This window comes from Sorangium sp. So ce281 (assembly GCF_051527395.1).
GTDB classification, from domain to species: Bacteria; Myxococcota_A; Polyangia; order Polyangiales; family Polyangiaceae; genus Sorangium; species Sorangium cellulosum_B.
Genome location: NZ_CP150322.1, coordinates 12,168,851 through 12,195,239 on the forward strand (window position 1 = coordinate 12,168,851; position 26,389 = coordinate 12,195,239).

The following is a 26,389-nucleotide window of genomic DNA, read 5'->3' on the forward strand; positions in this document are numbered from 1 at the left end:
GGGATGCCGAAGGGCCACTTGCCTGTCGTCAGCGACCTTGCCGTGCCGGAGGTCTCCCGTTCGGGGCATGTCCTCGGCGGGCTGTTCTGTGGGCACTCCGGGCGGGGTGTCTTCACCGAGCGGGCGGAGAAGCTGGGGCGAGCGTGGCAATCCGCCACGCCACGCGCCGCGTGGCGGAGCCGGAGCGCCGCGGCCGCTCGCCGCGGGGAGGTGGCGCGCGATCTGCTTTCTCGCTGTCGGGTGGGCATGGGCCCTTGCCCCATGCCGGGAGCGCGACGGTGAAGCATCGATCCATAACGGTCCTCCTGAACTGCTCCTCCCGGTCGAACCGGGCGGCGGCGCAGCGCGCGCGGCTCGGGGAGCTCCTGAAAGAGAGCGGCCTCGCCGCGGAGGTGCTGTGCGCCGAGAAGGGGCAGCAGCTCGGGGAGCTCGCCTGCCGTGTGGCGCGCGGGCCTCATGACCTCATCGTGGCCGGCGGCGGCGACGGGACGGTGAACACCGTCGCTGCCGCGATCGCCGGCACGGACAAGACGATGGGCGTCCTTCCGCTCGGCACGGTGAACCATTTCGCCAAGCACCTCGGCGTTCCGCTGGCCCTCGAGGGCGCCGTGCGCGCGCTCGTCGAGGGGCGGCGCGTCCGGGTCGATGTCGGCGAGGTCAACGGCCGGGTCTTCGTGAACAACTCGACGCTGGGCATCTACCCGGGCATCGTGCGCGCCCGCGAGGCGCTCCGGAAGCGGCGTGGGCTCAACAAGTGGATGGCCCTGGCGCTGTCGACCATCTCCGGGATCCGGCGGCACGAGCGCGTCCGTCTCCGGCTCTTCCTGGATGGGCAGGAGGTCGAGCTGGAGACGCCGTTCGTGTTCGTCGCGAACAACGATTTCAAGCTTGGCGACATGGACATCGGCCGCCAGCGCCCGCCGTGCTCGGGTGAGCTCGGCGTCTGCGTGGCGCACGCGGAGAGCCGCCTCTCCACGCTCAAGCTCATCGCCAGCGCCGTCGTCGGGCGCATTCATCAATCGAACGATTTCAGTATCCTGCGAACGACGGAGCTCCGGGTGGAGGCGCCCCACCGCCGCCTCCACGTGGCTGCGGACGGCGAGGTCCTCAGGATGACGCCGCCGCTCTGCTATCGCGTGCGGCCTGCAGCGCTCCGCGTCATCGTGCCGCTGTCGTCCGAGCTCCGCGCGGGCTCGCGGCGGCAGGAGGACCCATCTCGCCCGGTCGCGGCGCTGGGGGGATGAGGCGCCGTGCGCACGCTCGTGCACCTGTCGGATCTGCACTTCGGCCGCGTCGACAAGGCCATCCTCCGCCCGCTGATCGACAGGATAGGGGGGCTCGAGCCGCACGTGGTCGTGATCTCCGGCGATCTGACCCAGCGGGCGCGCGACGCCGAGTTCGCCGAGGCGCGCGCCTTCCTCGACGCGCTGCCCTCGTCGCAGATCGTGGTGCCTGGCAACCACGATGTCCCGCTCTACAACCTGTTCGACCGGTTCTTCCGCCCGCTCGACAGGTACCGGAGCCACATCACGGACGACCTCTCGCCGTTCCACCTCGACGCGGAGATCGCTGTCCTGGGCATCAACACCGCGCGCTCGCTGACCATCAAGGAGGGGCGCATCAACGCGCGGCAGGTCGAGGGGATCAAGGCGAGGATGTGCGATCTGGGGCCCGAGATCACGAAGATCGTGGTCACGCACCACCCGTTCGATCTGCCGGAGAACTCGCCGCATGCGATCGTCGGGCGCGCGAGGCAGGCGATGGCGGCGCTCGCGGGCTGCGGCGTCGACGTCATCTTGTCGGGGCACCTGCACATGAGCCACACGGGGCACTCCGCGGAGCGCTTCGAGGTCGGCGGCCACTCCTCGCTGATCGTCCAGGCCGGCACCGCGACCTCCACGCGCGGCCGGGGCGAGCGGAACGCCTTCAATGTGATCCGCGTCGATGGAAGGAAGATCCATATCGAGCGGTATTTCTGGCAGCCGGAAGACGGATTCTTCGGGATCGCGAGCGCCGAGCATTTCGAGGAGACGTCGCGCGGCTGGGTGCGGGCGGCGTAGGCTTGGCGCGCTCGACTCCTGCGCTGGATCGGGCGGCATGCGCTCGCGATGGGAAATGGGCGATCTCCGGAGAATGCACGACGTCTCGTTCGTCGCGAGATGGGTGGAAATGAGCTTTCAAGCTGATCGGATCCGCCGTTCGTGCTCGGCGCGGGCTGCGGTGCGAGCGCGGATGCGCTGCTCGATCGATTGACAGCGCCCGGACCGCCAGCAAGATTCCTCTCGGACGGATGCACGTCGGGAACGGTCGGGAACGCGTGATGGCGTCGCGCGCGCCGGCCGAGTGTTCGGTGGTCTGGGGGGAGGTCGAATCATGAGAACTCTCACGGTGGCCCAGCTGGTCATCTCCGCGCTCTTGCTGTCAGCCTGCGCGCAACCGACCGAGAACGGCGCACGCGAGGAGAGCGGGGAGGAGCGGCCAGCGATCGTCGGCGCCGACGCCCGGGCGGACAGCACGCACACGGCGGTGGTGTCCCTCGACCGAGGCTGCAGCGGCACCATCGTTCGCCGGAGCGCCGATGGCGACAAGGTCTACGTGCTCACCGCCGCGCACTGCTGCTTCCCCCCTCCCAAGAAGGTCCTGATCGGCCCCGACTTCTTGGATCCGTCGATGACGCTCGATGTCGATGATGATTCGGTCAAGCTCCACCCCTGTTACAACCCGTTCAACCACGACTATGATGTCTGCGTCGTGACGGCCAGCGGCGCGGACGATCTCGATGTCACGCCGATCCCGCTTGCGTCGGCGCCGGACGATGTGACGGTCGGAAGCGCATTGACCGTCGTGGGGTACGGCGGCACCCCGGTGCAGAACTCCATTCGCCGGCGGGTCGAAGCGCGCGTCAGCGAGGTCGAGCCGCTCACGATCGTGGTCGATCAGACGAACGCACAAGGCGGCGTGTGCTACGGCGACAGCGGCGGTCCAGCGCTGATCGTGCAGAATGGCGTCGAGGTCGTCGCGGGCGTGAGCTCATTCGTCGCCAGATCCAATTTCTGCGACGCCTCGGGTGCGCTCGCGCGCGTGGCCTTTGCTGGCGTCCGCGACGAGTTCGTGGAGAAGGTGCTCGCTGGCAAGGAATCCACGCTCGAGGAACGCCTGATCATGCGCGGCGGCGTCACTCCCGGCCAGGTCCGCGATACGTACATCGCGAGCGACCAGCCCGATCAGAGCTTCGGCGAGCGCGTCGATCTCCTCGTGGGGACGCCGCGTGGCACCGATGCGGTCCGCCGCGCCCTGCTCCGCTTCGATCTCGCCTCGGTCCCCCGGCGGGCGACGCTCCTCACGGCGCGCGTCGGGCTGGGGGTGGCGACCACGAGCGGGCCGGCAGCGATCTCCGTGCACCGCGTGGTGAGGGACTGGGACGAGAGCGAATCCTGGGCTTCCTTCGCAGGGGATTGGTTCGATCCCATTCCGGTCGCGGTCACCGGCAACGTGAAGGCCATTGTAAAGGAGGGTGGCCGCCTCTCGTTCGACGTGACCAGTCTCGTCCTGGATTGGCTTCGCGGCAAGACGGAGAATTACGGCATCCTGCTCCGCTCGGACGACGGCGAGCAGATCCGGCTCTTCGCCAGCGATCTCCCATCGAATCAGCAACCGTGGATGCACCTCTGCTATCTGCCGAAGGCGCCTTGATCCCGCGTCATCCGAGCTCGTCCCAGCACCGCGCGGGGTGGGGGATGGGCCGATGTCTGTCTGGCGGGTGAATCAAGTGAGCGATGTTTGTCTGGCGGGTGAATCAAGTGAGCGGTAGGCGCCCGGAGAGGGGGTTCTCCGCGCGGGGTGGGGGATGGGCCGATGTCTGTCTGGCGGGTGAATCAAGTGAGCGGTAGGCGCCCGGAGAGGGGGTTCTCCGCGCGGGGTGGGGGATGGGCCGATGTTTGAGCCTGAGTCATCCCTCCTCCGGCTCCGCCGGAGGAGGGATGACTCAGGCGAGTTCGGCGGGGCCCCCACCCCGCGCGGAGAACCCCCTCTCCGGGCGCCGGGCGACCCGGCAAGCCCTCACGCCCACCGTAGCCGCCCGGCTCCCATCACCCCATCACGCCAGCCGCCCGAGCTCCCGGAACCGCCCGCGCAGGTCGTTGTAGAGCCCCCGGTACACCGCGTGGATCTCCCGGTACCGCGCCGAGCGCGCCGCGTCCGGCGCGACCCGGGACACGACATGGACGAACGCGTCCGCGGCCTCCTCGACCGACGCGAACAGCCCCGCGCCCGCCGCGCCGAGCAGCGCCGCGCCGTAGGCCGGGCCCTCGGTCGACGTCGTGATCGCCACCGGCGCCTCGAAGACGTCGGCCATCAGCTGGCGCCAGAACGGGCTGCGCGCCCCGCCGCCGGTCAGGCGGATCTCGTCGATCGAGACCGCCGACGCGCCGTTCGTCTGCCCCACGCCGCGCATCAGGTCCAGCGAGTCCGCGAGCCCGAACGTGATGCCCTCCAGCACCGCGCGCGAGAGATCGGCCTTCGTCGTGCGGGCGCTCAGCCCCACGAACGCGCCGCGCGCCGCCGCGTCGTTGTGCGGCGTGCGCTCGCCCATCAGGTACGGCAGGAAGACGACGCCGCCCGCGCCCGGGCGCGCCGTCGACGCCGTGTCCGAGATGATCTCGTACGGATCGACCTTGCGGAGCTCGGCCGCCATGCGCTCCCCGTCGCCGAGGACGTCGCGGTACCAGCGGAGCGCGCCGCCGGCGGCGAGCATCACCCCCATCAGGTAGAAGCGGCCCGGGACCGCGTGACAGAAGCTGTGGAGCCGCATCTCGGGCTCCACGATCCACGAGTCGGTGTGCGCCAGGATCACGCCGCTCGTGCCGACCGAGGCCATCGCCCGGCCGGGGCGCACGATGCCGAGCCCCACCGCGCCCGCCGCGTTGTCCGCGGCGCCCCGCACGACGGGGATGCCCGCCGGCAGCCCCGTCGCGGCCGCGACCTCGGCCTTCAGCTGGCCGAGCGGCGCGTTCGAGGGCGCCGACCGCGGGAACACCGCGCGCGGGACGCCGACCGCCGAGAGGAGCTCGGCGCTGAACGAGCGATCCCCGGGCGAGAACGCCAGCGTGCCGCTCGCGTCGCTGTCGTCCGTCCCGAGCTCGCCCGTCAGCTTCAAGCCGACGAAATCCTTCGGCATGAGCACCGCGCGGACGCGGGCGAACGCCTCGGGCTCGTTCGCCCGCAGCCAGAGCAGCTTCGGCAGCGTGAACCCCTCGAGCGCGCGGTTGCCGACCAGGCGCGCGAGCCCCGCGTCGCCGACCTTCGGGTTCGCGCGGATGGCCTCGCACTCGGCCGTGGTGCGCGTGTCGCACCACAGGATCGCAGGCCGGATGACCGCCTGCGCCTCGTCCAGCAAGACCGCCGAGTGCATCTGCCCCGTCAGCCCGATCGCGCGCACGTCGTCGCGGCGCGGGCCGAGGGCGCGGGCGAGCTCGCCGAGGGCGCTCAGCGCCGCCGCGGCGAAGTCCTCGGGATCCTGCTCGGCCCACCCGGCGTGCGGCGTGGAGAGCGGGTATTCGCGGTGCGCCGACGCGACCGCCGCGCCGCGCTCCGTTTCGACTGCGATGGCCTTGAGGCCGCTGGTCCCGACGTCGATTCCGATCACGATGGCCATGGAAAGCGTCCTTTTTGCAGTTTCGTCTACTTCGGTGATCTTCGTAACGACTCTTAACTAATCGAGAAAATCCTAAGATTTGTGAGCGCGCAGGCCGCGCGGCTAGAACACGACCTGGAGCTTCATGGGCGCGGTGCCCTTCTTCATCATCTCGAGGCCGCGCGGGAGCTCCTCGACCGGCATCGCCTCCGAGAGGAGCTTCCTCACGTCGATCGCGCCGCGCTCCATCAGCTTGAATGCCCGGTCGTACGTCCGCCTGATCGCGAAGCTGCCGATGATCTCGAGATCGCGCCGGTAGATCTCGAACGGCGAGATCTCGACCTTGTCCTGCGGCCCGCACACGCCGAACACGAGGTACCGGCCGCCGTTCTTGACGTACTGGACCGAGTCGCCGAGCACCCGGGCGATGCCCGTCGCGTCGATGACGACGTCGAAGCCGTAGGGCGCGATCTTCTTGAGCTTCGCCTGGAGCGCGTTGTCGGCGAGCACCACCTCGGTCGCGCCGTGCTGGCGGGCGAGGTCGAGCTTCGACTCGACGACGTCGACCACGGTGACCGCGGCGGCGCCGTTCGCGAGGCTCGCCTGGAGGTGGAGCTGGCCGATCGGGCCGGCGCCGAGGACGAGGACCTCCGAGCCGATCTCGATGCGCGCGCGATCCTGCCCGAAGACGACGCACGCGAGCGGCTCGCAGAAGGCGGCCTCGCTGAACGAGACGCGCTCGAAGCGATAACAGTTCTTCGCGGGGACCCGGACGAGCTCGGCGAAGCCGCCGTCGCGCGTCACGCCCACCGCATTCCACTTCAGGCAGTGGTTCTGCCGGTTGATCATGCAGAAGTGGCACTCTTCGCAGGTCACCGTCGGGTCGACCATCACCCGATCGCCGGGCCGGAGACCCTCGACCTCGTCGCCCACCGCCGCCACCTCGCCGGCGAGCTCGTGCCCGGGGATCAGCGGGAAGGTCGGGAAGAAATCGCCCTCCCAGATGTGCACGTCGGTCCCGCAGATGCCGCACGCCTTCGCGCGGACGAGGACGTCGCGCGGGCCGATCCGAGGCGGGGCGACGTCATGGCGAACGGCGATCTTCTTCACGGCTTCGAGCACGGCAGCCTTCATGCGAGACCCTCCTTGGGAAGGTCGCATAAGCGGGCCAGCGCCGCGCGTCGAGGGTCGAGGGCCGCCGGCCGCCCCCGCGCCGCCTCGCGGCGCCGGGGACCGCCCCGCGCAGCGTCGCACGACGTCGCGCAGGGCGGCCTGACGCGGGATGTCAGGACTTCGTGGCCGGCTTGGACGGGGAGATCGTGCGCCAGAGGAACGCGTAGACGTCCATCAGATCGCGCGGGGCGAGGCCGCGCTCGCGCAGGCGCCGCTCGAGCTCGCGCGCCAGCGATTGCATCCGGGCATACCCCTCGGCGCTCGGCGCGCGATCGTAGGCGAGATCGAAGCCGAGCACGGCGGCCTGCTTCTCGTAGAAGGAGGGCTTCACGAAGACGTGCTCGCCCGGGTAGACGAGCGCGCCGAGGATCGTGACGAGCGGCCACGTGACGACCTTGGCCGCGGCGAGCACGCCGGCCAGCCGGTCGAAGCGCGCGGCGTAGTCGCCCGGGCCATAGAGGAGATCCACGACCGCCTCGGCGTAGGCGCGGTGGTGCTCGGCCGGCATCTTGTTGAAGGGGATGAGATCGCCGAGGGGGTGCAGGAGGCCGGTCGCTGCCTTGTGGACCTTGGTGATCCGCTCCATGAAATCGTTCAGGTTGCCCGCCGCGAGCAGCGCCTCGAGCTCGCCCTTGGCGAGGAGCGCGCGCGCTGTCTCGATGGCGCCCTGCTTGAAGGCCTTGCTCTTCTTCTTCGCCCCGCTCGCCGGGCCCTCGGCCCCCACGCCCCCGGCGGCGCCTCGTTCCTCGGCGATGAACTGCGGACCCCCGAACCCCCCCTCGAACTGCGACTCGAAGCTCGCGACCTGCTCGTCGAAGCTCGTGACCGGCGGCGCGACGACGCGGGCGCGCTGCTTCTTGGCGGCGGCCGACGGCCGGTCACGGAGACCGCGGATCCTGGCCTCGAGCGCGCTCGCCTCGTCGTCGCCGAGCTGCACCGGCTCGAGCTTCGACCAGAAAGCCTTGGCGATGGAGTGATTGAGGCCATCCTCGAAATCGTAGAAGCGCTTTTCGTCGCGCTCCTCGACGAGGTATCCGAGTCCCCATTGGGGACACCCCGGGTGCTTGACGATGATCGGGGCCGAGGGTTCCGTTGAACGAGAGGTCGCCATAGGCGGCGCAGCCTACTCGATCTTGGGACGACCGCATCCGCCCCGGAGCCTCTTCTGGACCCGTGTTCAGGTGCGCCGCGCCGGCCCATGCGGGCAGGCCGGCGCTTCGGGTCTCAGTTGACGTCGCGCGTCGCCGAGGCGAGCGCGAGCTGCTGGAGCGCGAGCGCCTCGGTCACGCGGCGCACCCGCGCGACGACGTCGAGGGTCTCCAGCGCCGCCTGCCGCTCCCGCGCGTCGAGGATGAGGTGGTGGGCGCAGAGATCCGCGACGAGCGACGTGGCCGCGTCGCGCGGCAGCCGGAACTCGAAATTGCTGTCCCGATCCCGGACGAGCGCCGCGAACGAGGCCGCGGTGGAGATGAGCGCGGCGTGATCCTGGGCCGAGACCTCCCCGGGCTCGTCCTCGAGGACCGTCGCCGCGGCCGTGCGGTACGGCGGCACGAACGGGCGTTCCGCCAGGCGGACCCGGGCGCGGCCCCGCAGCATGATGTTGTAGCGGCCCCCGGGCAGCTCGGCGTGATCGATGATCTCGCCGGCGCCGGCCACCTGCGCGATGGCCGGGTGGCCGTGCGCGTCGATCGCGCGGGGGTCCGTGATGAGGACGACGGAGAGGATGCGGTGCGTCCCGAGGGCGTCGCGCACGAGCGCCCGGTAGCGCGGCTCGAAGATGTGGAGCGGCAGCAGGGCGCCGGGGAAGAGCACCGTCTGCGGCAGCGGGAACAGCGGCAGCTCGGGCAAGGCCGCACTGAGGTCGCCCGGGCGCGGAGGCGTCGTGTCCACGGGCCGCAGGGTAGCACGCGGGGGGGTCGGGTGTGGCGGCGCCACGCACATGCACTCGGGCTCGGCGGTCCGCCGTCCCCTTCGCGCGTTCCCGCGTTTCGCGGAGGCGCGCGCGGCGCGCCGTCAGCCGAACATCTCGATGGCCGAGCCGGTGACGGCGTCGGGGGCGTCGAGCGCGGCGTACACGAGGAGCCGCGCGACCTCGTCGGCGCTCATCTGCGCGGGGAACCCGCTCCCGACGAGCATGTCGGTGTCGACCGAGCCGGGGAGCACCGCGACGGACTGGAGCCCCGTCCCGCGCAGCTCCTCGGCCAGGCTCTTCGAGAGGCCGATGAGGCCCCACTTGGACGCGGCGTACGAGGCGTTGCCGGGGCACGCGAGGGTCGAGGAGATGCTGCCGACGTGGACGAGGCGGCCGCGCCCCTCCTTCAGCATGGCCGGGAGGAACGCGCGCGAGATGAGGAAGGGGCCGCGGAGGTTGACCGCGATCACCTCGTCCCAGGCGGCGGGCGCGGTCTCGTGGACCTTCGCGCCGCGGCTCACGATGCCGGCGTTGTTCACGACGACGCGGGGCGCGCCGAGCCACGCCACCACCTCGGCGGAGGCGCGCGCCACCTGCTCCTCGGAGGCGACGTCGCAGGGGACCGGGAGCGCGGCGACGTCGAGGCGGCGGACCTCGTCGGTGACCTCGTCGAGGCGCGGGCTCGGCGGGCCGAGCAGCGCGATGGAGAGGCCGCGGCGCGCGAGCGCGAGCGCCGTCGCCCGGCCGATGCCGCGGCCCGGCCCGGTGACGACCGCGACGTCGGTCACGCCCTCCCCCCGGAGAGCGCGGCGAGGGCGAGATCGCGCTCGGGGCCCGGCTCGGCGAGCTCGCCGGCGACGGCGAGGGTCTCGATGAGGGCGCCCGCCTTGCGCTCGCCGCGGGCGATGAGGCACGTGTGCGTCAGCGTGAGCTTGCACAGCGCGCCGCGCGCGCCGAGCTCGCGGACCAGGAGCTCGACGAGCTGCCCGCCGATGCGCTCCTGCAGGGTCAGCCGCCGCGCGAGCGCGTCGAGGACGTGCGCGAGCGTGCCGATGCCGGCGACCCGCGCGCCCGGCAGGTAGATGATGGTGCCGGTGCCGTGCCCCGGCAGCAGGTGGTGCGGGCACATCGTGGTCACGGCGAGGTCGCGGGCGACGACGAGGCCGCGCTCGAAGGGGCCTGTCTCCATGGCGCCCTCGCGGAGCACCGCGGCCGCGTCGATGGCCTCGCCTTCGATGAGGTCGTCGGCCCACGCGTCGGCGACCCGCTCGCCCGTGCCCGCGAGGTCCCCCTCGACGTCGCGCCCGAGGGCGCGGAGGAACTCCTCGATCGCCCACGCCGCTCTCTTCCGATCGATCACCGCGGGCCTCGTCAGTTGAGCAGCTGCCGGCGCCTCTCGGCGGTGATCGGCCTGCGCCCGGCGTAGCCGGCCTCGAGCCCGTGGTAGTGCTCCACGGCCGGCTCGCCGTAGCGCCAGCAGAGCCAGACGAGGGCGCCGTCGAGGCGCCCGTAGAAGTCGCAGAGGCCGATCCGCTGGTCCTTCACGACGACCCCGAGCTCCTCGATCTCCTGCCACCCGGACTCGTACGCGGCGATCTTCTCGGAGAGCTCGCGCTCGCGGGCCCGCGCCTGCTCGCTGCCGTTGCGCGCCATCTCGATGAGCTGATCCGGCGTCGCGGCCGGGCGCTGCACGGCCTGCACGAGCTCCTGCCAGCAGCGCTCGACGTCGCTCGCCAGGGCGAGCTGCCGGCCGATCATCGACGAGAGCCGCGGGACGAGCGCGTTCGCTTCTTCGATCGTCCAGATGCGGGAGGTGCTCACGGGACCTCACCTGAAGGGCGGCGCGACGACCCGGTCATGCAGGGCCGGTAAGCGGAGGAGAGTGCGGTGTCAAGGGCTTCTACGGAAGGAGCCGCCGCGCCCGCCGCATGCAGCGCGCGCTCCGCATGCAGCGCGCGCGAGGGCGCGCTCGGGGGGGCGCTCGGGGGGGCGTGAGGTCTGCGCGCGGGCGTGCGGCCGGCGCCGGCGCGTCCTCGCGAACGACAGCCGGCGTGGCCGCGATCACGTGCGTCGCGCCCTTCCTCTCCACTCGGCAATGTGTTGCGCGCGGCGTTCTGCAAGCGATAAGCTCGCGCGGCGATCCTGTCGGATCGCGAGGCCGCCGCATGCGACTCCGGACGATGTCGGGCATCAAGCTGTCGAATTGGCTCCTTGGCGGCTGGAGCGGGCTCGTCCTCCTCTACCTGTATCTGCCGATCCTGCTCCTCGTCGCTTACTCGTTCAACGACTCGCGGATGAGCGTGGTGTGGGAGGGGTTCACCTTCAAATGGTATCGGCAGCTCTTCGATGAGCTCGTCGCCCACCTGGGCGACGAGCGGCGGTCGCCGCTCATCGAGTCGCTGAGCAACAGCGTGATCATCGCCGCGATCACGACGGCGTTCTCGGTCGCCCTCGGCACGGCGGGCGCCTTCCTGCTCTACCGGTACAGGTTCCCCGCGCTCCGGTCGATCACGACGCTCATCTTCATTCCCATGATCATCCCGGAGATCATCATGGGGATCAGCCTGCTCATCTTCTTCAAGACGGTGGAGCTCGATCTCGGCTTCACGACGGTCGTCATCTCGCACGTCACCTTCTGTTTCCCGTTCGTGCTGATCGCCGTCCAGGCGCGGCTCGCGGGGCTCGACCCGTCGCTCGAGGAGGCCGCCCTGGACCTCGGGGCGACGCCGCTCAAGGCGTTCTTCCTGATCATGGTGCCTTACCTTCTGCCCGCGATCATCTCCGGTGCGCTGATGTCGTTCACGCTGTCGATGGACGAGCTCATCGTCACCTACTTCACCCGCGGGCCCAAGTCCGAGACCTTGCCGATCAAGGTGTTCGGCATGGCGAAGGTCGGTCTGAACCCGATGCTGAACACGATCTCGACGGTGTTCATCGTAGCGACTGCGATGCTCGTCGTGATCGCCGAGTCGCTGAAGGGCACCGCGAGGCGGCTCCCCGACGAGAGCTGAAGCTGAAGGGGAGCGGCGCGCGGCGCGAACGCGGGGGCCTGCGCCGGCGCAGGCGAGACAAGGAAAAGGCCAATGAAACGCATCTCAGCGCTCTTGATACTGATGTTCGTCCCGCTCCTCTGCCTCCTCGGCTGCGGGAAGAAGGAGAGCCCGGCGCCGCAGCAGGCGGCTGGCTCGGGGAGCGCCGCGGCGCCCGAGCCGAAGCCCGGCGACGAGCTCAACCTCTTCGGGTGGTCCGAGTACGTCCCGCAGGAGGTCCTGGACGGCTTCACGAAGGAGACGGGGATCAAGGTCAACTACGAGACCTTCGCCTCGAACGAGGAGATGCTGTCGAAGCTCCTCGCGGGGAGCACCCGGTACGACCTCATCCAGCCGTCGGAGTACGCGGTCGAGGCGCTCATCCGGCAGAAGAAGCTGCAGCTGCTCGATCCATCGCGCATCCCGAACCTGAAGAACATCGCGCCCGCGTTCAGGAACCAGCCGCACGACCCGGAGCTCAAGTACTCGGTCCCGTGGATGGCCACCGTCGTGGGCATCGTCGTCAACACCCAGAAGGTGAAGGAGCCCGTGAAGGGCTTCAAGGACGTGTTCCAGCCGAAGTACAAGGGGCGCATCGTGGCCCTGAACGACAACCGGGAGATGGTCTCCTGGGTCATGGTGACGATGGGGATGAACGTCAACGACGTGACGCCGGAGAGCCTCGCGAAGATCAAGCCGACCCTGGCGGAGTGGATCAAGCTCGTGAAGGTGTTCGACTCCGACAGCCCGAAGACGGCGCTGCTCAACGGCGACGTCGACATCGGCGTCGTCTGGAGCGGGGAGGCGGCCCTGCTCTACCAGGAGGACAAGGACAAGTTCCAGTTCGTCCTGCCGCTCGAGGGGACGCACAAGGCGATCGACAGCCTGGTGATCCCCGACAGCGCCCAGAACAAGATCGGCGCGGAGATGTTCATGAACTACATCCTCCGCCCCGAGGTCAGCAAGCTCATCTCGGACAAGTTCCCTTACACGAACCCGAACGCGGAGGCGCGCAAGCTGCTCACGCCGGAGCAGCTCGCGAACCCGGCGAGCTACCCGCCGCTCGCGGGGATGGAGACGTTCCACGACATCGGCAAGGTGGCCGCGGACGTGGACAAGCTGGTGACCGACCTCAAGGCGTCGCAGTGAGCGGCGGGGCGTCATGAACACGGCCACCGGGCAGGTCGTCGAGCTCCAGGGCGCCCGGCGGAGGCCGGGCGTCCGCGGGTGGCTGCTGCTCGCCCCGCTCTTGCTCTGGCTCTTCGCCTTCGTCGTGGCGCCCACCGCGATCATGCTCGTCTACAGCTTCTGCGAGCGGGACGAGCTCGGGCAGGTGGTCTTCGAGCTCTCGCTGTCGAGCTACGCCCGGGTCTTCGACCCGACCTACCTCAAGATCCTGCTGAGCTCGATCAAGTACGCCGCCATCACCACCGCGATCTGCCTCGTCGCGGGCTATCCGGTGGCGTACTTCATCGGGCGGGCGGGGGAGGGCGTCCGGAACCGGCTGCTCATGCTGGTGATGGTGCCGTTCTGGACGAGCTTCCTCATCCGGACCTATGCGTGGATGTCGATCCTCAAGTCGGAGGGGCTCCTCAACGGGCTGCTCCTTTACCTGCGGATCATCTCGACCCCCCTCGACATCATGTACACGCCGACGGCGGTGGTCATCGGCCTCGTCTACTCGTATTTGCCGTTCATGATCCTGCCCATCTACGGGAGCGTCGAGAAGCTCGACAACGCCCTGATCGAGGCGGCGTTCGATCTCGGCGCGGGGCCCGTGTCCGCGTTCTCGCACGTCATCATTCCGCTCACCCGCCCGGGCATCCTCGCGGGCGTCCTGCTCGTGTTCATCCCGGCGCTCGGGATGTTCGCGATCACGGATCTCATGGGGGGATCGCGCGTGCCGATGATCGGCAACGTCATCCAGAACCAGTTCGGTCAGGCGCGCGACTGGCCCTTCGGCGCCGCGCTCGGCATGGCGCTCCTGCTCCTGTTCTCGCTCTTCTTCCTGCTCGGCCTGCGCAAGGAGCCGGAGGCCTGATGCGGCGCCGTCGCGCGGGGGGACGCAGCGCCGCTCGTCTACGCCTCTTCCGCCTCTTCCGCCTCTTCCGCCTCTTCCGCCTCTTCCGCCTCCCCCGCGCGCTTTGCCGGCCCTCCGAGGTGAATCGATGGATGTGATGGTCGAGCTCCGCGCGGTCACCAAGCGATTCGGCGCCTTCCACGCCGTGAGCGAGGTCGACCTCCAGATCAGGGCGGGCGAGTTCATCACCCTCCTCGGCCCCTCGGGGTGCGGCAAGACGACGCTGCTCCGGATGATCTCGGGCTTCGAGACGCCGTCGAGCGGCGCCGTCTTGCTGGAGGGGAAGGACGTCACGCACGAGCCGCCGTACCGCCGGGACGTGAACCAGGTGTTCCAGAGCTACGCGCTGTTCCCTCACATGACCGTGCAGGAGAACATCGGCTTCGGGCTGCGCATGAAGAAGGTGCCCCGGGCGGAGATCGACGAGCGGGTCCGGGCCGCGGTCGCGCTGGTGTCGCTCGGGGGCATGGAGCAGCGCAAGCCGTCGCAGCTGTCCGGCGGGCAGCGGCAGCGGGTCGCGCTCGCGCGGGCCATCGTGTGCCGCCCGAAGGTCCTGCTGCTCGACGAGCCCCTCTCGGCGCTGGACGCGAAGCTCCGGCACGCCATGCAGGTGGAGCTCAAGGCGCTGCAAAAGCAGCTGGGGATCACCTTCGTGTTCGTGACCCACGACCAGGAAGAGGCGCTCACCATGAGCGACCGCATCGCCGTGATCAACAAGGGCCGGATCGAGCAGCTCGGCGACGCATCGCAGATCTACCACCGCCCCAAGACGACGTTCGTCGCGAGCTTCATCGGCCAGGCGAACATCCTCCGCGCGACCGTCCTCTCGCGGAGCGGCGAGCGGGCGCGGGTCCAGCTCGACGGGGGGCTCGAGCTCCTCGTCAACGCCGAGCACCTGGCGGGCGGGGCCGGGAGCACCCTTGTCTCCATCCGGCCGGAGAAGATCGCGCTCCGCAGGGAGCCGCAGGGCGCGCCGGAGAACCGCTTCGAGGCGCGCGTCGAGGACGAGCTGTTCAAGGGCGCCACCGACCAGCTGCGCCTCCGGACCGACGCCGGCCTCGCGCTCACGGCGGTGGTCGCCAACGAGAGCTCCGGCCAGGCGGCGCTGCACGTCGGAGACCGGGTGTTCTGCCACCTCCACCCCGACGACATCGTGATCGTCCACGAGGGGTGATCCTCGCCGGCCGGCCGTCGCGCCCGTGTGGCGCCGGGGCGTCGTGAACCACCGTTCTCATCCGGACGCGGCCGCGTGGAAGTCGGCCTCGAACAAGGCGTACTCTGCGGGGCATGCTGCTTGCCAATCGGCCTCGCATGCCCCGACGGTCGCTTGCGGTCGCTCTTTCTTCCTCGGTCCTTCTCTCGCTCTCCGGCGACGCCCTCGCCGCGGGGGCGTGGCTGCCCGGCGCCGGACAGGCGTCGGTCGAGCAGCGTGTCGCCGTCGCGGCCGGGCCGGAGCGCACGACGCTCTGGACGAGCCTGCGGTTCCAGGGCGCGAGCGGGCCGGTGGCCCTCGTCGTTCCGGTGCCGCCGCTCGCCGCGCTCGACACGAGCTCGGACGCGTGGTTCGAGGCGCTCGAGGCGGCGACGGCGCCCCGGGTGCTCCCGCCCCAGGGCGTCGACCCGTACTGCCCGGGGGAGGCGGGCGCGCCGAACCCCTTCGAGACGGTCGGGCGGCTCGCCCACGAGGCCACGCTCGAGCCGGTCGAGGTGACGGTGCTCGAGGACGCCGACGCCGTCGCGCGCTGGGCGGCGTCGGCCGGGCTCGCGCTGTCCTCCGAGGCGGCCGCGCAGCTCGGGGGTCTGCAAGGGATGCGGTTCGCGGCGGCCCGCTTCGACGCGCCCGGCGGCGCGGCGGTCACGAGGACGCTGCGCATCGCCATGGGCGGCGGCGAGCCGATCCTCCCGCTGTCGCTGGCCGGGGCCGGCGCAGGCGACGTGCAGGTGACGGCGTGGCTGCTCGGCGACGGCCGGGGCGCGCTCTCGGGCGCGGCGCCGGTGACGCTCCCGCCGGCCTCGCTGCGCTGGGACGCGAGCGCGCAGCGCAGCGATTATGCGGAGCTCCGCGCCGGGGCCCTCGGCCAGGCGGGGCTCCACGGGGCGCTCGTCGAGGGCGCAGGCCACGAGGCGCTGAGCCGCCGCATCTCCCTGGGCAGCGACAGCGTGGACAGCGTGATCGAGGCGTATTTCGCGCGCGCGAGCGCGTACGGCGACATCGGCGATGCGCCGGGCACGTGCGCCGCGGTCGCCGCGGCCGCGCTGGAGTCGAGCCTCCAGGTCGCCGCGAGCTGCCCGCGCGCCGCGCACGGCGTGGTCGACGGCGCGCTGGACTGCGCGGAGGCGCCCCGGAGGGACGAGACCGATCCCGACCTCCTGCGCTGCGGTCCGGCGGCCGACGATCTCGCGGTCGGGCTCTCCGGGCTCGCGCCGTCGTCCGTGTGGCTGACCCGCGTCTCGCTCCGGCTCGCGGCCGGGCAGCCCGGGGCCGACTGGCCGCTGACCTTCGGGGAGGGCGCCGCGATCTCGCCCGTCGTGCGGGCCGGGCGCGTCCTCGTGGACGAGTGCTCCGGCGAGGGCGGCGCGGGCGGCTCGTCGGGCGTGGGCGGGCCCGACGGCCTGGGCGGCGGGCCGGGCAGCGGCGGATTTGGCCCGGCCAGCGGCTCGTCGGGCGTCGGCAACCCGCCGCCGGACGATGACTACGACGAGCCGGCCGCCGACGTGGGCTGCGGCTGCTCCGGGACCGCCGATACGGTGGTCGTGGACGACGTCGAACCGCAGGACGCCGACGACGACGAGTACTACGCGGAGGACGACGGCTGCAGCGGGGACACGAGCGAGTCCGAGGACGAGTACTACGCGGAGGACGACGGCTGCAGCGGAGACACGAGCGAGTCCGAGGACGAGTACTACGCGGAGGAGGACGACGGCTGCAGCGGGGACACGAGCGAGTCCGAGGACGAGTACTACGCGGAGGACGACGGCTGCAGCGGGGACACCGACGACTCCGCCGAGTCGGAGGACTGCTCGATCGCGGGCGAGCGGAAGTCGAGCGCCCGGAAGAAGCGCGGGCCGAAGCTGTCGGTGATGGCGCTCGGGATGTTCGCGCTGATCGCGCCCCTCCGCCGCGCGAGCCGGCCGCGGAAGGGCGGCTCGCGCGGCGGGCGGTAGGCCGCGCGGCGGCGCTCCGGGAGGGGGGCGCACCGGGGGGGCGGTTCCCGTGGCATACTCCCGGGCGAGGTCATGACGTGAACGCGCCCGCCCGCCGGCTCTCCTTCACCTACGCCGAGTACCTCGAGCAGGAGCGGGCGAGCCCGACCAGGCACGAGTTCCTCGGCGGCGAGGTCTTCGACATGGCCGGCGGCACGCCGGAGCACGCGCGGCTCGCGGCGCGGGTGACCGTGGCGCTCGGCGCGCAGCTCGGCCGGCGCCCCTGCGAGGTGTTCTCGTCCGACCTCCGCGTGCGCGTGCGCGCCACGGGCCTCGCCACCTACCCCGACGTGAGCGTCGTCTGCGGCCCGATCGCGCGTGATCCCGAGGACAAGGACGCCGTGGTCAACCCGCTGGTGCTTGTCGAGGTGCTGTCGGACGCCTCGGAGGCGTACGATCGGGGAGAGAAGTTCGCGCACTACCGCCGGATCCCCTCGCTGAAGGAGTACGTCCTGGTCTCCCAGGCGCACCGGAGGATCGAGGTCTTCCGGCGCAACGAGGACGGCACGTGGACGCTCTACGAGGCCGGGCCCGGCGAGCGCGCGCGGCTCGCGTCGATCGACGCCCTGCTCGATGTGGACGAGGTGTACCGGGGCGCGCTCGAGGCCTCCGCGGCGGTCTGAGCGGCCGTCGTTCCACGGAGAGCCGATGCGTGACGTCCGGATGCGGGGTTTTCGCGAGCACACGGCGGTCGAGCGCGCGCTCGAGATCCTGGAGCTGCGGATCCAGCGGCTCGCCGACGAGCTGGCCCCGATCGGCGAGGCGGCCGGGCGGGTGGCGGCGGAGCCCGTGCGCGCGCGGATCAGCGTGCCGCACTTCGTCCGCGCGGCGATGGACGGCTATGCGCTGCTCGGCGAGGCGACCGCCGGCGCGGCTGCTTCCGCGCCGGTGGAGCTCGCGCTCGTGGGCGCGTCGCTCCCCGGGCGCCCGCACGCGGGCGCGATCCGCCGGGGCGAGGCGGTGCGGATCACGACCGGCGCGCCGGTGCCGGAGGGGGCGGACGCGGTGCTGGTGGCGGAGCGCGCGGAGGAGGGCGTGGGCCGCGACGGGGCGGCGGTCGTGCGGGCGCGCGAGCCGGTGCCGTCCGGCAAGCACGTCGCGGCGATCGGCGAGGACGTGCTCGAGGGCGCCGAGGTCGTGCCGGCGGGGCGCCGGCTGCGCCCGCAGGACGTCGGCGTGCTCGCCTCGACCGGGGTCGCCGAGGTGCGCGTGGTGCGCAGGCCGTCGGTGCGGATCCTGATCACGGGCGACGAGCTCCTGCCGCCGGGGAGCGCGCCGAGCGGGGCGTGCATCGTCGACACGAACAGCCTGGTGCTCTCGGCGCTCGCGCGCCGTGACGGCGCGGCGGACGTGGCCGTCACGTACGTCCCCGACCGGCGCGAGGCGGTGCGCAGCGCCCTCGAGGGGGCGGGCGGGGACGTGGTGCTCATCTCCGGCGGGTCGTCGGTCGGCTCGGAGGACCATGCGCCGCTCGTCCTCGCGGAGCTGGGTGAGGTGGTGGTCCACGGCGTCGCGATGCGCCCCGCGAAGCCCGCCGGGTTCGGCTTCTTGCCCGGGGGGCGGGCGGTGTTCCTGCTGCCGGGCAACCCGGTGTCGTGCCTCTGCGCCTACGAGTTCTTCGCCGGCCCGTCGATCCGCGCCCTCGGCGGCCTGCCGCGCGCGTGGCCGCACCGGCGGCGGCGGTGCGTGGTGGCGAGCGCGATCGTCTCCCAGCCCGGGCGCGTCGATTACGTGAGGGTGCGTGTCGAGGGAGATCGGGTGTCTCCGATCGCGACGAGCGGCGCGTCCATCCTGTCGTCGACGACGCGCGCGGACGGCGTGGTCATCGTGCAGGCCGAGGAGGCGGTGATCGGCGAGGGCGCCGAGGTCGAGGTGCTGCTCTACGACCCGTGAGGCGAGGGGCGGCGGGGTCTGCCGCCGGGCGGAGCCGCGTGCAAGTCGAGCTGGCGTGCTTCACCGGGATGCCGAGCGTGGTCCGAACGGCATCGATGAGCGCTTGGCGGCCTTCCCAGCGATCGCGGGGAAGTGCGAGGGCAACGCGGTTGCCTCGTGATGAGTCACCTGCGTTGCCAGCGCGGCGCGTCCGTTTCAAATTTCCGGGATCCGGGACCATGAAACCGCTTCGTTTCGAGAGGGCCGGTCCGCGCTTGAGGGGCAGGGAGAACGAGCGCCGCCGACGATGAAAGAATCCATCGACAGCGGTCTTTCCGCGCGCCATCCCGGGCCGAATCCTGGATGCCAGGCACCCAAGATGCGATAGGGTAGGCCTCGGCGCTGAGCGCTTTGCGGGCGACGTTCGTCCTGTTGGCATCGCACGGCCGGCCCCCCCCAATTCCGCTCTTGTGTTCTGATCGCGACCGGGCGCGACGAGGTAATGACCATGACCCAGATGAACCGCACACTCCGAGGCACTGCCAGATTCCTGCTCCTCCCATTGCTCGCCATGCTCGCTGCGTCGGGTTGTGGCGAGTCCTCTTCGCCCGGCGCGACCGGTGATACCGACAACACCGGAGGGACCGGTCCGGGGACCGGAGGCGGCGCCGCGAGCAGCACGACCGCGGGGACCGGAGGCGGCGCCGCGAGCAGCACGACCGCGGGGACCGGGGGCGGCGCCACGAGCAGCACGACCGCGGGGACCGGGGGCGGCGCCACGAGCAGCACGACCGCGGGGACTGGATCGGACAGCAGCGGGGCAGGCACCGGCGGCGCGCCGAGCTCGACTCCGACGTTCCACATCTTCATGCTCATGGGCCAGTCGAACATGGCTGGCGTCGCGCCCAAACAGGCCAGCGACCAGAACTCCGACCAGCGGCTCAAGGTCCTCGGCGGGTGCAACCAGCCGGCCGGACAGTGGAACTTGGCCAATCCGCCGCTCAGCGATTGCCCTGGTGAATCGCGAATCAACCTGTCGACGTCGGTCGACCCAGGCATCTGGTTCGGCAAGACCCTGCTCGGAAAGCTGCGTGAGGGGGATACGATCGGGTTGATCGGTACCGCTGAGAGCGGTGAGTCGATCAACACGTTCATCTCCGGTGGCTCACATCACCAGACGATCTTGAACAAGATCGCCAAGGCGAAGACGGCCGAGAATGCGCGCTTCGCGGGCATCATCTTCCACCAGGGTGAGACCGACACCGGCCAGAGCTCATGGCCCGGCAAGGTCGTTCAGCTCTACAACGAGATGAAGGCAGCCTGGGGCGTCGATTACGACGTTCCCTTCATCCTCGGGGAGCTGCCTGCGGGCGGATGTTGCAGCTCGCATAACAACCTCGTGCGCCAGGCGGCCGACATGCTGCCTGATGGATACTGGGTCTCTCAGGAGGGGACCAAGGTCATGGATCAGTACCACTTCGATCATGCGTCCGTCGTCCTCATGGGCACGCGTTATGGTGAGAAGATGATCGAAGCCTTGAAGTGGTGACCTGAGGCCTCCTCTCCTCCCGCCGGAGCGGGCGCGGGCCGCCGCCAGCCTGGGGCGCCCCGCCTCCGGGGCGTCAGAACCCGCCCTCCAGGCCGAAGTTCGGGACGGTGACAGGCCCGAACGTCGTCGGCTTGCACGGCGAGAACGCATCACACATCCCCGGCATGGTCTCCTTCGATAACGTGGTGTTGAGCACGTCGAGGACGACCGCCAGCCAGCCCGACTTCCCGATCGACCAGCGCTTCTCCAGGCGGACATCGAGGCGGAAGAACGGCGGCAGCCGCTCCCACCGCGGCGCTTCGCCGGCGAGGGATCCGGAGCCCCCGGGGACGCCGCTGATCGGCGGGAGCGTCGCGCCGCCGATCCTCTGGGGGAGCCCGGAGTAGAACACGAAGCGCCCGCCAGCCCTGTACCCGCGACCGAAGTCGTAGGTCAGCGCGACGTTCGCCACGTGGGTCCTGTCGAACGAGCTCACTCGCTGGCTTCGGCCGATGCTCCGCGTGGAGCGCGACAGCGTGTACGACGCGAACCCGCCGACGCGCTTCGTGAGCCGCCGGTGGGCCGACAGCTCCACGCCGGTCGCGGCGCCGAGCGCGCGGAGCGTGAAGGCGTCCTCGACCGACTCGAGGCCCAGCGCGCCGAGCGCGTCGGTCATGTTGAAGAACGCGTTGTGGAACACCGAGACCGTGGCCGTGATGTCCTCCGGCAGCGCGAGCTCGACGCCGGCGCTCGACTGGAAGCTCCGCTGGAGGCCGTCCTGGAGGCGCGGGCGGACGCCGGGGATCGGGACGACGAAGCTCGGCAGCTGGGAGGCGATGCCGTGCGCCTGCACGAACGTCACCCCCCGCCCGAGCGAGAGCCGCGCCGAGAGCCGCGGATCGACGGCGAGCGCGACCGTGCCGTCCGAGTGGTAGAGATCGAGCCGGAGCCCGGGGGTGATGCGCAGGCGCGGGGTGATCGCGATGTCGGACTCGATGTAGCCGCCCACCGTGAGGTCGACGCGGCTGTGGCCAAAGAGGAAATCGTCGGCGGGGACGTCGTCGTCACCGTCCGGCGCGACGCCGCCCGGAGGGGCGTCGGCGCCGGTCCCGAGATCGAGCTCGTTGTCGTCGACCACGGCGTCGATGCCGGCGCGGATCATCGTCTCGTCGCGCAGCCGGTGAGCGAGCGAGAGGCGCGCGCCGAGGCTCCGCGTCAGCGCTTTCTGGCCGTCCTCGATCCCCGTCTCGTCGTGGCCGAGCGTCAGCGCGCCGCGCAGCGCGCTGCCCTGGCCATAGGCCTGGTCGTACCGGAGATCGAGCCGGTGAAATGTCGTGTCGAAGAGGGTCGTCTCCTCGCCGTCTTCCTCGCTCGCGAGGAAGTCGTGGGCGCCGAACGCGAAGAGGCTCACCCGGCCTTCCGGGACGACCTCGTAGGACAGCCGGGCCTGGTAATCCCAGTAATCGAGCGCGACCTCGGGGGCGGCGAGCGAGAGGAGCAACGCCGTGTACGAGTAGCGGCCGCCCACGAGCGCGGCCCCTCGGTTTCCGGCGAAGGGGCCCTCGACGAGCCCGCCCACGTCGACGAGCCGCAGCATGCCCTCACCGTGCCAGTACGGGAGCGGCGGCGTCGTCTCGCCCGCGACGATGCCGCCGGCGTACCGACCGTGACGCGCGGGGTAGCCGCCAGGGTAGAGGTCGACGCGATCGACGATGCCGGGATGGACCACGGAGGGCCCGAGCCCGAGGTGGTAGAGGTACGGGACGCGGATGCCGTCGAGGAAATAGCCGACGTTGCCTGGCGGTGAGCCGCGAACGTAGAAGAACGGCAGCCCCGAGACGATGGGGGTCACTCCGGGGAGCACCTCGAGGGCGCGGAAGGGGTCGCCGAACGCGCCGGGAATGATCCTGACCTCGCCGCGGCTCAAGCTGGAGACGCCGGGCGCCGGCTGCTCGCCGCGCACGGTGACCTCGATCGCGCGCGGCGCGCGCGGCGCCGGCCCGGCTGCCGTGGCCGGGCGCTCCGGCGCGGGCGCGGAGGCGCCGGGCGGCGCGGCTGCGGAGGCGTCGGGCGGCGCGGGCGATGCGGCTTCGGTGAAGCGGACCTCGACGCGGATCCTGGCGGCGACCGGCGCGCCGCTCCTGGTGGCCGGCGCAAAGCGGAACGACGTTGCGGCGGCCACGGCGGCCGATGCGAACGGCTCCACGCCATCCTCGGCGACCGCGGAGCGGACGGTCCCGTCCGCGTTGACCGTGAGGACGAGGCGGACCGTCGCGTCGCCATGCGCCCCGGCAGGGTAGTCGGCGCCGAGCGGCGTGAGCGGCGCTGGTGGGACGAGCGCTGCCGGCGGCGCGTCGCCGGACGGCTTCGCGGCCGGCGCATCGCCGGACGGCTCCGCGGGCGGCGCATCGCTGGACGGCTCCGCAGGCGGCTTTGCGTGGGGCAGCGGCGTGTCGGGCGCGGCGGCGGCGAGGCACGGCGCGAGCGCGCTCGCGAGCAGCGCTGCGGCTGCCGTGGATCGCCGGAGGAAGCGCATCGCCGCGCCGCGGAGGGGCCGCTCAGCGAGGACCGGCGCGGGGCGATGCGCCGCAGAGCGTGGCGGCCAAGTAATCGAAATTATGATAGTTTTCATGTAAACGGCGCTCGCGCCGGCGTCTTGATGGGCTTCCCGCGGAACCGGTCGCATCGGAACGCTCTCGTCTGACGGGGGTGTCCCGGAGGTCGATCGCCGGCTCCAGCCATGATCTACGCCGAACGACCGCTCACTTCCCCCCTTACCGGCTCGAACACCACGCCGCGCTGCCAGGTCTCCCTGCGGAGCGCCCTCTTCGGACCGCTCTGGCCGGTGGGCGATGACAGCGCAATGCGATTGCTGGAGAGCTATCTGCCGTGAATCCTTCAACGACCACCGCTTGCCTCGCTTGGTACCGCCGCGGCACGGCAGTATCCTCGGGCAAACGCATGACCCTCCGACTTATCTTCTCCATCCTGCCCGTCCTTGCGCCGGTCGCCTGGTTGACGAGCTGCAGCGATGGCGAGCGCCCCTCGACGCCCGAGTCGTCGACCTCGTCTGGCTCAGGCGGCGCGAACCCGGGCGGCGGCGGCGCGGTCGCGACGACCTCCGAAGCCACCGGCGCGGGAGGCGGCACGACGACCAGCGGCGCGACGAGCGGCAGCGCGACCGTCAGCAGCACGACCACCGGCGGCGGCGGGGCGGAGCCCGTCGCGCCGGGGATCGTCAAGCTCGGCGAGGGAAAGCTCGCGGAGTCGGGGCTCACCGTGGTGTCCTACGGCGGCTACCTGAACGGCGAGTCGTTCCAGCAGGACGCGATCGTGTCGTTCGGCGGCTTCCAGTACACCGCCTTCTGGAACACCAACCGCAACGTCGTCCTCGCGCGACGGCGGCTGCCGGCGAGCCCCGGCGGAGCGGCAGGCGCCTGGGAGAAGTTCGACTTCAAGGATTACCGGCTGAGCGCCGACGACGCCCACAACACGATCTCTCTCGGGATCGCGCCGGGCGACGGCACGCTGCACCTCGCGTTCGATCACCACGGCAGCAACCTGCACTACCGCCGCTCGGTCACGGGTCTCCTGACGGACCCGGAAGGCGCGGCCTGGGCCGCTTCGAGCTTCGGCGCCGTCTCGAGCGCGCTCGTCGGATCGACCCGCGTGTCCCTCGTGACGTACCCGCGGTTCGTCACCGAGCCCGGCGGGGACAGGATGCTCCTGAGCGCCCGGATCGGCGAGAGCGGCAGCGGCGACGAGCACCTGTGGGAGTACGACGCCACGGCGCACGCCTGGACCGCGCTCGGCGAGTACATCGAGGGCACCGACGCCAGCATGAACGCCTACCTGCACGGCCTGTCGTACACGCGCGGCGGCTCGCGCCTGCACGCGGCGTGGTGCTGGCGGGACACGCCCGACGCGACGACCAACCACGATCTCCTGTACGTCTACAGCGACGATCACGGGCGCACCTGGAAGAACAACGCGGGCGCCACGGTCGCGGCGACCGGCGCCTCCTTCGTGACACGGAGCACGACGGGCCTCTCGGTGTGGCCCATCGGCCAGAACCGAGGGCTCATCAACCAGGAACACATGACGGTCGACGCGAGCGGCCGTGTCCATGTGCTGCTCTCGCACCTCCCCGACGCCGAGGCCGACAATTCGAACTTCACCAGCGCCCGGACGCGCAGCGAGTTCTTCCATTATCTCCGCGACACCGACGGGACCTGGGCGCGCCACGGCATCGGCCTGAAGGTGGTCCAGAACTTCCGGGGCAAGCTCGCGATCTCCTCCACCGAGAACGTCTATGCGCTCCTCCCCGATCTCCGCATCGCCGGCGCCTCCCCGAGCGACGGCTACGCGACCTGGACGCTCCTCGACGCCGCCGACTCGGGCCGATTCTTCTCCGATCCTCTGATCGACGCCGCCCGGCTCGAGACCTCGGACGAGCTCACCGTGTACTACCCAGCGCGGAGCTCCGTGGACATCTGGGGCCTGGAGTACACGCTCCGCTGAGCCGCGCGAAGGGCGCTCCTCGGTCCCCGAGCGCGCCCTTCACGGCCCCGTTCCCCGGGGCGAGCGCGCGAGCTCGCTCGTGGCGCCGTCCCCGTTGCCCGCCAGCTCTCCCCTGATCGACGGATCTTCCGGTTGTTCCTCCGGGCGACGCGCGTGATGCCCGCGGGGCGCGCTCCGCGTCCGTATCGGACGAGCCGCGACCGGCGCTGAGCGGTCCAGTCAGAGCGGCAGTCCCTGGCCCATGGGGACGCGCGTCGCGCTCGCTCTCGCGCAGGCACGCTCGGTGCTCGCCTTGAGGCGCGGTCTTGCCGGTGGCGAGGGCGTGCACTGCCGCGAACGCCGCGGCGGCAAGGGACACTCGCGCAGCGAGCCCCGGCGCGCTCCGGCCAGGAGGAGCGTTACTCATGAACCCGGACGCGTTCGTCAAGCGCCGATTCGCATTCATCCTGGGAGGGTTGGTCGCGGTCTCCGCGTATTTTCAGGCCTCCGGGGTATCTCAGCTCATCGCCCACCAGATCACGCGGGACGGCGAGACGTCCGCCCCCCTCGTCACAGATCCTGTCGAGGCGCCGCTCTCCGAGGAGGATCCCCCGCCGAGCGCCGCGCCGATCCTCGAGCGCAATCCGTTCGACTCGACGACAGGGCCGCTCGTACCCCCGCCGAGCGCCGCACCCGCCGGCCCGGCGGACCTCTCGCAGCTCGACCCCTACCTCGCTCCACCCTGCGATACGGGCCGCGTCGTGCTGATCGCCATGTCCGAGGACCCCGAATGGTCGTTCGCCGCCTTCGAGGGCGAAGGCGGACACACGGCGCTCGGGCGGCGAGGCGGCGAGATCGGCGGCCGGAAGGTCGAGGACATCGCCTGGGATCGGGTGTGGATGACCTCGACCTCGGGGGGCGCGCGCTGCCAGATGCAGCTCGGAAAGAAGGGCGGAGAGGGCGGCAAGAAGGAGCCCGAGCCGCAGGCGGCGGCGCCGGCCCCGCCCCGCGCGACCTACCGCCCGAGCAGCAGGAGCGATGTCCCGCCCGAGATCGCCTCGCGGATGCAGCGGGTGAGCGACACGGAGATCGACATCGATCGCTCGGCGGCCGAGAAGATCTTCGCGCAGCCCGAGCTCGTGACGCAGACCTCGGCGGCGGTGCCGGAGATGCGGGACAACAAGGTGATCGGGCTGAAGATGATGGTCAAGCCCGGCTCGGTGCTCGAGTCGTTCGGGGTGCAGAGCGGCGATATCGTGAGGTCGGTCAACGGCATCGACCTGACCGACCCACAGAAGGCCATGCTGGCCTACTCGCGCATGCGCTCCGACAAGAGCCTTTCCGTCGTCGTCGAGCGCGACGGCCGCCCGACGAGGCTCAGGGTCAACATCCGCTGAGGCGAGGAGGCGGGCCCGGCCGGCCGCCGCGCTCCGCGCGGGAGCGGGGCCGGGCGCCCCCT

At 71.3% G+C, this 26,389-nt stretch carries 21 protein-coding genes; 13 read left to right on the top strand and 8 right to left on the bottom strand.

The genetic code is table 11. The annotated features are described in order from the left end of the window. The first annotated feature begins 278 nt into the window (after positions 1 to 278). The 3 genes from WMF27_RS46685 (at position 279) to WMF27_RS46695 (ending at position 3,693) form a co-directional block, all read left to right on the top strand. On the top strand, positions 279 to 1,244 hold the full coding sequence (locus WMF27_RS46685; protein WP_437762404.1) for a diacylglycerol/lipid kinase family protein: 966 nt from the start codon (positions 279 to 281) through the stop codon (positions 1,242 to 1,244). A 6-nt stretch (positions 1,245 to 1,250) separates the two neighbouring features. After that, positions 1,251 to 2,060 carry a metallophosphoesterase family protein gene (locus WMF27_RS46690; RefSeq protein WP_437762403.1) on the top strand — a complete coding sequence of 270 codons (810 nt, stop codon included), beginning with the start codon at positions 1,251 to 1,253 and terminating at the stop codon, positions 2,058 to 2,060. A 313-nt stretch (positions 2,061 to 2,373) separates the two neighbouring features. Then, entirely contained in the window at positions 2,374 to 3,693 is a 1,320-nt protein-coding gene (locus tag WMF27_RS46695) for a DNRLRE domain-containing protein (RefSeq protein ID WP_437762402.1), read from the top strand. Positions 3,694 to 4,096: 403 nt separating this feature from the next. Here the strand turns inward: WMF27_RS46695 and xylB are convergent, their stop codons facing one another. The 7 genes from xylB to WMF27_RS46730 form a co-directional block, all read right to left on the bottom strand. Next, entirely contained in the window at positions 4,097 to 5,653 is a 1,557-nt protein-coding gene (gene xylB / locus WMF27_RS46700) for a xylulokinase (protein ID WP_437762401.1), read from the bottom strand. Between the two features lie 102 nt (positions 5,654 to 5,755). Next, on the bottom strand, positions 5,756 to 6,766 hold the full coding sequence (locus WMF27_RS46705; RefSeq protein ID WP_437762400.1) for a zinc-dependent alcohol dehydrogenase family protein: 1,011 nt from the start codon (positions 6,764 to 6,766) through the stop codon (positions 5,756 to 5,758). Between the two features lie 151 nt (positions 6,767 to 6,917). Next, entirely contained in the window at positions 6,918 to 7,916 is a 999-nt protein-coding gene (locus tag WMF27_RS46710; RefSeq protein ID WP_437762399.1) for a hypothetical protein, read from the bottom strand. A 113-nt stretch (positions 7,917 to 8,029) separates the two neighbouring features. Then, positions 8,030 to 8,695, bottom strand: coding sequence for an LON peptidase substrate-binding domain-containing protein (locus WMF27_RS46715; protein ID WP_437762398.1), 666 nt, complete (start codon positions 8,693 to 8,695; stop codon positions 8,030 to 8,032). Between the two features lie 123 nt (positions 8,696 to 8,818). After that, the gene (locus tag WMF27_RS46720; RefSeq protein WP_437762397.1) at positions 8,819 to 9,505 is read right to left on the bottom strand and encodes an SDR family NAD(P)-dependent oxidoreductase; all 687 of its coding nucleotides are present in this window, start codon (positions 9,503 to 9,505) and stop codon (positions 8,819 to 8,821) included. Further along, positions 9,502 to 10,077, bottom strand: a complete 576-nt coding sequence (folE, locus tag WMF27_RS46725; RefSeq protein ID WP_437762396.1) for a GTP cyclohydrolase I — start codon at positions 10,075 to 10,077, stop codon at positions 9,502 to 9,504. Before folE ends, WMF27_RS46720 begins: the two co-directional genes overlap by 4 nt. A gap of 11 nt (positions 10,078 to 10,088) precedes the next feature. Beyond that, the gene (locus tag WMF27_RS46730; RefSeq protein WP_437762395.1) at positions 10,089 to 10,538 is read right to left on the bottom strand and encodes a DUF2203 domain-containing protein; all 450 of its coding nucleotides are present in this window, start codon (positions 10,536 to 10,538) and stop codon (positions 10,089 to 10,091) included. A 344-nt stretch (positions 10,539 to 10,882) separates the two neighbouring features. Between WMF27_RS46730 and WMF27_RS46735 the strand changes: the two genes are divergently transcribed. From WMF27_RS46735 to WMF27_RS46770, 8 genes are all read left to right on the top strand, one after another. Beyond that, a complete protein-coding gene (locus WMF27_RS46735) occupies positions 10,883 to 11,728 on the top strand; it encodes an ABC transporter permease (RefSeq protein ID WP_437762394.1) in 846 nt (281 codons plus the stop codon). 72 nt (positions 11,729 to 11,800) lie between these two features. After that, positions 11,801 to 12,895, top strand: coding sequence for a polyamine ABC transporter substrate-binding protein (locus WMF27_RS46740; RefSeq protein WP_437762393.1), 1,095 nt, complete (start codon positions 11,801 to 11,803; stop codon positions 12,893 to 12,895). 13 nt (positions 12,896 to 12,908) lie between these two features. Further along, entirely contained in the window at positions 12,909 to 13,787 is an 879-nt protein-coding gene (locus WMF27_RS46745; protein ID WP_437762392.1) for an ABC transporter permease, read from the top strand. Between the two features lie 127 nt (positions 13,788 to 13,914). Continuing rightward, positions 13,915 to 15,000: an ABC transporter ATP-binding protein gene (locus tag WMF27_RS46750; protein WP_437762391.1), complete on the top strand. Its 1,086-nt coding sequence runs from the start codon at positions 13,915 to 13,917 to the stop codon at positions 14,998 to 15,000. A gap of 137 nt (positions 15,001 to 15,137) precedes the next feature. Next, on the top strand, positions 15,138 to 16,991 hold the full coding sequence (locus WMF27_RS46755; RefSeq protein WP_437762390.1) for a DUF2330 domain-containing protein: 1,854 nt from the start codon (positions 15,138 to 15,140) through the stop codon (positions 16,989 to 16,991). 77 nt (positions 16,992 to 17,068) lie between these two features. Then, a complete protein-coding gene (locus WMF27_RS46760) occupies positions 17,069 to 17,653 on the top strand; it encodes a Uma2 family endonuclease (protein WP_437762389.1) in 585 nt (194 codons plus the stop codon). A 25-nt stretch (positions 17,654 to 17,678) separates the two neighbouring features. Continuing rightward, positions 17,679 to 18,923: a molybdopterin molybdotransferase MoeA gene (locus WMF27_RS46765; protein ID WP_437762388.1), complete on the top strand. Its 1,245-nt coding sequence runs from the start codon at positions 17,679 to 17,681 to the stop codon at positions 18,921 to 18,923. Between the two features lie 550 nt (positions 18,924 to 19,473). Next, positions 19,474 to 20,451, top strand: coding sequence for a sialate O-acetylesterase (locus WMF27_RS46770; protein WP_437762387.1), 978 nt, complete (start codon positions 19,474 to 19,476; stop codon positions 20,449 to 20,451). Between the two features lie 73 nt (positions 20,452 to 20,524). Here WMF27_RS46770 and WMF27_RS46775 read toward each other — a convergent pair whose 3' ends face one another. After that, positions 20,525 to 22,966 (bottom strand): TonB-dependent receptor domain-containing protein, encoded by a 2,442-nt coding sequence (locus tag WMF27_RS46775; RefSeq protein WP_437762386.1) that lies wholly within the window; start codon positions 22,964 to 22,966, stop codon positions 20,525 to 20,527. A gap of 425 nt (positions 22,967 to 23,391) precedes the next feature. On the opposite strand from WMF27_RS46775, the gene WMF27_RS46780 reads away from it, so the two are divergent. Both WMF27_RS46780 and gspC read left to right on the top strand, forming a co-directional pair. Further along, complete coding sequence (locus WMF27_RS46780) at positions 23,392 to 24,951, top strand: BNR repeat-containing protein (protein WP_437762384.1); 1,560 nt, start codon at positions 23,392 to 23,394, stop codon at positions 24,949 to 24,951. Between the two features lie 404 nt (positions 24,952 to 25,355). Continuing rightward, complete coding sequence (gspC, locus tag WMF27_RS46785) at positions 25,356 to 26,327, top strand: type II secretion system protein GspC (RefSeq protein ID WP_437762383.1); 972 nt, start codon at positions 25,356 to 25,358, stop codon at positions 26,325 to 26,327. The last annotated feature ends 62 nt before the right edge of the window (positions 26,328 to 26,389 follow it).

What these genes read in the sequence shown, in the direction of transcription:
- WMF27_RS46695 (WP_437762402.1), top strand. Translation starts at nt 2,374, where the DNA reads ATGAGAACTCTCACGGTGGCCCAGCTGGTCATCTCCGCGCTCTTGCTG.
- xylB (WP_437762401.1), bottom strand. Translation starts at nt 5,653, where the DNA reads ATGGCCATCGTGATCGGAATCGACGTCGGGACCAGCGGCCTCAAGGCC.
- WMF27_RS46705 (WP_437762400.1), bottom strand. Translation starts at nt 6,766, where the DNA reads ATGAAGGCTGCCGTGCTCGAAGCCGTGAAGAAGATCGCCGTTCGCCAT.
- WMF27_RS46710 (WP_437762399.1), bottom strand. Translation starts at nt 7,916, where the DNA reads ATGGCGACCTCTCGTTCAACGGAACCCTCGGCCCCGATCATCGTCAAG.
- WMF27_RS46735 (WP_437762394.1), top strand. Translation starts at nt 10,883, where the DNA reads ATGCGACTCCGGACGATGTCGGGCATCAAGCTGTCGAATTGGCTCCTT.
- WMF27_RS46740 (WP_437762393.1), top strand. Translation starts at nt 11,801, where the DNA reads ATGAAACGCATCTCAGCGCTCTTGATACTGATGTTCGTCCCGCTCCTC.
- WMF27_RS46745 (WP_437762392.1), top strand. Translation starts at nt 12,909, where the DNA reads ATGAACACGGCCACCGGGCAGGTCGTCGAGCTCCAGGGCGCCCGGCGG.
- WMF27_RS46750 (WP_437762391.1), top strand. Translation starts at nt 13,915, where the DNA reads ATGGATGTGATGGTCGAGCTCCGCGCGGTCACCAAGCGATTCGGCGCC.
- WMF27_RS46755 (WP_437762390.1), top strand. Translation starts at nt 15,138, where the DNA reads ATGCCCCGACGGTCGCTTGCGGTCGCTCTTTCTTCCTCGGTCCTTCTC.
- WMF27_RS46765 (WP_437762388.1), top strand. Translation starts at nt 17,679, where the DNA reads ATGCGTGACGTCCGGATGCGGGGTTTTCGCGAGCACACGGCGGTCGAG.
- WMF27_RS46770 (WP_437762387.1), top strand. Translation starts at nt 19,474, where the DNA reads ATGCTCGCTGCGTCGGGTTGTGGCGAGTCCTCTTCGCCCGGCGCGACC.
- WMF27_RS46775 (WP_437762386.1), bottom strand. Translation starts at nt 22,966, where the DNA reads ATGCGCTTCCTCCGGCGATCCACGGCAGCCGCAGCGCTGCTCGCGAGC.
- WMF27_RS46780 (WP_437762384.1), top strand. Translation starts at nt 23,392, where the DNA reads ATGACCCTCCGACTTATCTTCTCCATCCTGCCCGTCCTTGCGCCGGTC.
- gspC (WP_437762383.1), top strand. Translation starts at nt 25,356, where the DNA reads ATGAACCCGGACGCGTTCGTCAAGCGCCGATTCGCATTCATCCTGGGA.